Origin of the sequence: Nocardioides sp. (assembly GCF_024509035.1) — a bacterium.
Classification (GTDB): domain Bacteria; phylum Actinomycetota; class Actinomycetes; order Propionibacteriales; family Nocardioidaceae; genus Nocardioides.
This window is the reverse complement of record NZ_JANINT010000138.1, coordinates 1-5,819: the sequence shown is the minus strand read 5'-3', so window position 1 is coordinate 5,819 and position 5,819 is coordinate 1. Positions and strand designations below refer to the sequence as shown.

The window sequence follows — 5,819 nt, the reverse complement described above, 5'->3', positions numbered from 1 at the left end:
CTGGGCACCGTGATGGTGGCCGCGCTGGCCAACGCGCGCCGCACCGTCGACCTCGGCTCGGTCACCTACACCGATGACGGCCGACGCGAGACGCGCTGAGCCTGGGTGAGACGATGCGGTCATGACCGGCACCACCGACCGCACCGAGGCCATCCTCCCGCTCAACGACACCCAGGCTCACGTCGAGCTCACCGAGGCCTATGCGGCGCACAACTACCACCCGCTGCGAGTGGTGCTGGCCAGCGGCGAGGGCGCCTGGGTCACCGACGTCGAGGGGCGCCGCTACCTGGACTGCCTGGCGGGCTACAGCGCGCTGAACTTCGGCCACTCACACCCGCGGCTGGTCGAGCGGGCTCGTGAGCAGCTGGGCCGCCTGACGCTCACCTCGCGGGCGTTCTACAACGACCAGCTCGGCCCGTTCGCGCGCGACCTCGCGGGGCTGACCGGCAAGGAGATGATCCTGCCGATGAACTCCGGCGCGGAGGCGGTCGAGACCGCGATCAAGGTGGCCCGCAAGTGGGCCTACCTGGTCAAGGGTGTCCCGGAGCAGCAGGCGACGATCATCGCGATGGAGGGCAACTTCCACGGCCGCACCACCACGATCGTGTCGTTCTCCAACGACCCGGCGGCGACGGCCCACTACGCGCCGTACACGCCCGGCTTCAAGCTCGTGCCGTACGGCGACCTCGCGGCGCTCGAGTCCGCGATCGACGAGACCACCGCCGCCGTCCTGCTCGAGCCGGTGCAGGGCGAGGCCGGCGTGATCGTGCCGCCCGAGGGCTACCTGCAGGGCGTCCGCGCGCTGTGCAACGCCTCCGACGTGCTGATGATGGCCGACGAGATCCAGTCGGGCCTGGCCCGCACCGGCCGCACGTTCGCGTGCGACCACGAGGACGTCGTCCCCGACGTCTACGTGCTCGGCAAGGCGCTGGGCGGCGGCCTCTACCCCGTCTCGGCGATCGCCGCGAACGGCGACGTGCTCTCGGTGATCACCCCCGGGACCCACGGGTCCACGTTCGGCGGCAACCCGCTCGCGGCCGCGATCGGTCGCGAGGTCGTGGCGATGCTCGAGACCGGTGAGTTCCAGGAGCGCGCGGCCCACCTGGGCGCCCGGCTGGCTTCGGGCCTCGAGGGGCTGGTCGGCAACGGCGTCGACGAGGTGCGCACCCGCGGCCTGTGGGCCGGCGTCGACATCAGCCCGGAGCTGGCGTCGGGCCGCGACGTCTCCGAGCGGCTGCTCGAGCACGGCATCCTCGCCAAGGAGGCGCACGGCCAGACCGTCCGGCTCGCCCCGCCGCTGGTGGCCACCGAGGACGACGTCGACCTGCTGGTCAACGCCTTCACGGAGATCTGCTCGGGCTAGGGGGCGGATCGGGAGGGACTGTCCGTTCAATTGTTGGGTTGAGCACCGGTTACCCGTCGGTAACGCGTGCCTCGCCGCGCAATTGAACTGAAAGACCGACCAACCGGCGCATCAGGAGCCGTACGGGTCCTTGGACTCCCGCCAGGACCGCTCGAACGGCAGCCGCCAGGCCTGGGGGGCGATCAGCTGGTGGATCGCGTTGGGGCCCCAGCTGCCCGGCGCGTAGGAGCGGACCGGCGGCGGGTTCTCCAGCAGCGGGATCGACTTCTCCCACAGCGTCTCGATGCCGTCGGCGGTGGTGAACAGCGTGTGGTCGCCACGGATCGCGTCGTGGATGAGCCGCTCGTAGGCCTCCAGCACGCCGTCCGACGAGGTCGTGTCGTGGGTCGCGAACTGCATCGACACCTTCTCCAGCTTCATGCCGGGTCCGGGGCGCTTGCCGTAGAACGACAGCGACATCCGGGACTGGTCGGCCAGGTCGAAGGTGAGGTGGTCCGGCCCCTGGGTGCCGGCGTTGGAGCCCGCCGGGAACATCGTCAGCGGCGGCTCCTTGAACGCGATCGAGATGATCCGGGCGCCCTCGGCCAGCTTCTTGCCGGTGCGCAGGAAGAACGGCACCCCGGCCCAGCGCCAGTTGTCGATCTCGACCTTGAGCGCCACGAACGTCTCGGTGTCGGAGTCGTCGGCGACCTCGGGGTGGTCGCGGTAGCCGGCGTACTGCCCGCGCACGACGTTGTGGGGCTCGATGGGACGCATCGAGCGGAACACCTTGAGCTTCTCCTCGCCGATCGGCTCCGGGGCGAGCGAGGTGGGCGGCTCCATCGCCATGAACGCCAGCACCTGCATGAGGTGGGTGACGACCATGTCGCGGTAGGCGCCGGTGGTCTCGTAGAACCTCGTGCGGCCCTCGAGGCCGAGCGTCTCGGGGACGTCGATCTGCACGTGGTCGATGAAGTTGCGGTTCCAGATCGGCTCGAAGAGGCCGTTGGCGAAGCGGAACGCCAGGATGTTCTGGGCCGCCTCCTTGCCGAGGAAGTGGTCGATGCGGAAGATCTGGCTCTCGTCGAAGACCTCGTGCAGCCGCGCGTTCAGCTTCTGCGCCGAGGCCAGGTCGGTGCCGAAGGGCTTCTCCATGACGATCCGCGAGTGCTCGACCAGCCCCGCCTCGTCGAGCTGGCGGACGACGTCGAGCGCAGCCTTCGGCGGCACGCTGAGGTAGTGGAGCATGTCGACGTCGCGCTCCGGCGCGCCGAGCTCGGCGCGGCTCTGACGTACGGCGTCAGCCAGTGCGGCCGGGCCCGCCGACTGCGGCACGTAGCGCAGCATCTGCTCGAACGGCTCCCACGCCTGCCCGTCGAGCGGGCAGTGCCCGAACTCCTCGCACGCGACCCGGGCGATCTTGACGAAGGCCTCGGTGTCGATGTCCTCGAGCGAGGTGCCGACGATGCGGGCCTCCTGGATCAGCCCTGCCTGGAACAGGCGGAGCAGCCCCGGCAGGAGCTTGCGCCGCGAGAGGTCCCCGGTGGCCCCGAAGAGCACGATGACGTGCGGGTTCTCCATGGATTCGAGGGTAACCACGCGGGCCAGGGCCTACGCCTGGCGTCGGTCCGCCGGCTCCAGCGCGGCCAGCAGCCGCTCCGCCTTCCACACCGACTCCGCGTGCTCGTCGGCGACCTCGGAGCGCACGGTGATGCCGCCGCCGGTGCCGAGCACGTAGCGGCCGTCCCCGGCCGTGGTCGGGCTGCGGATCACCACGCCGAGGTCGGCCCGGCCGTCGGCACCGATCCAGCCGAGCGCGCCGGCGTACGGACCGCGGGGAGAGTCCTCGACCGCCTCGATCACCTGCATCGTGCGCAGCTTGGGCGCACCGGTCATCGAGCCGGCGGGGAACAGCGCGCGCACCGCCTCGACGGTCGTGACGTCGTCGCGCAACCGGCCGCGGACGGTGCTCACCAGCTGGTGCACGCTCGGGTAGGTCTCGACCTCCATCAGGCCCGGCACCTCGACGGTCCCGGGCGCGCAGACCATCGACAGGTCGTTGCGCAGGAGGTCGACGATCATCAGGTTCTCGGCGCGGAACTTGGCGTCCTCGGCCAGCCGACGTCGCTGGGCCTCGTCCTCCTCCGGCGTGGCGCCCCGGGGCGTCGTGCCCTTGATCGGCCGGGTCTCGACGGTCCGGTCGGCCTCGATGCGGGCGTAGCGCTCGGGGCTGCTGCTCAGCAGCCACGCCCGCGCCCCCGCGACGTCGGTGACGTCGTGCTGGACGAAGCCGGCGTACGGCGCGGGGTTGAGCTCGCGCAGCCGTTCGTAGACCTCCGCAGGCGCTGCCGTGCTGCGCTCCTCGAGCCGGTAGGTCAGGTTCACCTCGTAGGTGTTGCCCGCCCGCAGCTGCTCCTGGACCCGGTCGAACGCGGCGCGGTAGGCCGCGGGGACGGTTTCCCCGGCCGGCCGGGGAAACCCGCACTTGTCGGGGGAAGCTTCGGCCGACAAGTGCCGGGACTGCCCGACGAGTCCGTGGTCGAAGTATCGGACGCCACTCGGCCGCATCCAGACGGCGTCGGGCAGCCCGCCCCCGGTGGTCGCGGGGAGGTCCGGTCGGCAGGCGTAGCCGAGGTAGCCCACCCAGAGGTCCTCGGGCGAGCCGGCGGCGAGCTCGGCCTCCAGCACGGCGAACACGTCGTCGCCGACCACCTCCGAGCGCCCACCAGCGTGCCGGGTCACCTCGCGCCGCCCTGCGTCATAGGTGATCGACGCGTCGTCGGGCTCCAGCCAGCCGATCGTCGAGCGTCCACCCGACCACTCCCGCGCTCCCCCGCCGTCGAGCCAGAAGCAGCGGGGGTACGCCGCCGCGACCTCGCGGAACACCTCGAGCGCCGTGCTCACGGCAGCCCCAGGAACGTCGCGACCAGGCGCGCGCCGTGCTCGGAGAGGACCGACTCGGGATGGAACTGCACGCCCTCGAGCGGGAGCGTCCGGTGCCGCACGCCCATCACGACCCCCTCGGACCAGGCCGAGACCTCCAGGCAGTCGGGCACCGTCAGCGCCGCGAGCGAGTGGTAGCGCACCGCCGCGAAGCCCTGCGGCAGCCCGGCGAACACCCCACGCCCGTCGTGGTCGATGGCCCCGACCTCGCCATGGGCCGGCGCGACCCGCCCGACGGTGCCGCCGTACGTCGTCACCAGGCCCTGCAGACCCAGGCAGACCCCGAGCACCGGGCGGGTGGCCCTCCGCAGCACCTCGCGGCCGACCGCGAAGTCCTCGGGCTCGTCGGGGTGGCCGGGCCCCGGTGAGAGCACCACGTGGCTGAACGCGAGGACCTCGTCGACGGACACTTCGTCGTGCTGGACCACGGCCGGGAGCGAGCCGGTGACGGCGGCGACCAGGTGCACGAGGTTCCACGTGTAGGAGTCGTGGTGGTCGACGACGACCACGCGCGCCCCTGGAGCGGACCCGGAGACGGGCCCAGGAACGGGCCCAGGAACGGGAAGGGCCCGATGAAGCTGGGGGGCAGTCTTCACCGGGCCCACGAGCGGGTCTCCCGCCGTGTCACGCCGACAAGCCTAGCGCTCCGTCGCCTCGAGGGAACCCACATCGAGGAGAAGCTCGGAGACGAGCTGGTGGAGCAGGTCGTAGCCGTGCTCGGTGAGGATCGATTCAGCGTGGAACTGGATGCCTCGGTAGTGCGGACCGCGCACGAGGTGGATGTCACCGGTCTGGACATCCGCCTCCACCTGGACGCCCGTGGGCGGCTCCGCGCCGTCCGCGAGCCGCCCGACGAAGGTGTTGTAGAAGCCGACCCGCTCGGTGCGGCCACCGATCGAGACCGGCGACTGGGTGCCCTGGAAGACGATGTCCTTGTAGGTCAGTGGGATGCCGAGGTGGTGGCACAGCGCCTGGTGCCCCAGGCAGACCGCGAGGAACGGCCGACCCGCGTCCGCCAGCTCCGCAACCGCCGCCCTGAGGTTGGCCATCTTGGCGTCGGCGTCGTCGCGGGGGTCGCCGGGGCCCGGCCCGACGATCACCAGGTCGAAGCCGTCGAGCACGCCGGCGGCGTAGTCCTCGTGCCGGACGACCGTCGACGTCATGCCGAGCACGCCGAGGACGTGGCGCAGCATGTTCACGAAGTCGTCCTCGCCGTCGAGGATCACCGCGCTGCGACCGGCCAGTCGCGGGTCCGGCGGTGAGCCGCCCTGGTCGGTGAGCCAGAACCTGCTGAGCCGCTGGTTGCGGGCGTTGAGCGCGAGCAGCACGTCCTCGTCGCTCACGAGCTCGGCGATGTTGACCGTCGGCGTGGGCGCCGCAGGCACCAGCCCGAACGCGCTCAGGATGCCGCCCGCCTTGGCGTGGGTCTCGGCCACCTCGCACGCCGGATCGGAGTCGCGCACCAGCGTCGCGCCGGCCGTCACGGTGAGCCGGCCGTCGAGGTCGACGTCCGCCGTACGGATCACGATCGGGC

Annotated in this window: 4 protein-coding genes and 1 pseudogene; 1 reads left to right on the top strand and 4 read right to left on the bottom strand. The window is 71.6% G+C overall.

Annotated elements, in window-relative coordinates; all coding sequences use genetic code 11:
- Positions 1-121: 121 nt before the first annotated feature.
- Positions 122-1,363 carry an ornithine--oxo-acid transaminase gene (rocD, locus tag Q0L15_RS11155; RefSeq protein WP_296604377.1) on the top strand — a complete coding sequence of 414 codons (1,242 nt, stop codon included), beginning with the start codon at positions 122-124 and terminating at the stop codon, positions 1,361-1,363.
- Between the two features lie 111 nt (positions 1,364-1,474).
- Here the strand turns inward: rocD and zwf are convergent, their stop codons facing one another.
- From zwf to Q0L15_RS11135, 4 genes and pseudogenes are all read right to left on the bottom strand, one after another.
- Positions 1,475-2,923 carry a glucose-6-phosphate dehydrogenase gene (gene zwf / locus Q0L15_RS11150; protein ID WP_296604376.1) on the bottom strand — a complete coding sequence of 483 codons (1,449 nt, stop codon included), beginning with the start codon at positions 2,921-2,923 and terminating at the stop codon, positions 1,475-1,477.
- Positions 2,924-2,953: 30 nt separating this feature from the next.
- A complete protein-coding gene (locus tag Q0L15_RS11145) occupies positions 2,954-4,246 on the bottom strand; it encodes an anthranilate synthase component I family protein (protein WP_296604374.1) in 1,293 nt (430 codons plus the stop codon).
- Positions 4,243-4,794: an aminodeoxychorismate/anthranilate synthase component II gene (locus tag Q0L15_RS11140; protein ID WP_296604372.1), complete on the bottom strand. Its 552-nt coding sequence runs from the start codon at positions 4,792-4,794 to the stop codon at positions 4,243-4,245. The genes Q0L15_RS11145 and Q0L15_RS11140 overlap by 4 nt, the downstream gene beginning before the upstream one ends.
- Before the next feature lie 129 nt (positions 4,795-4,923).
- Positions 4,924-5,819 (bottom strand): annotated as a pseudogene (locus Q0L15_RS11135) (chorismate-binding protein); the annotation flags it as partial.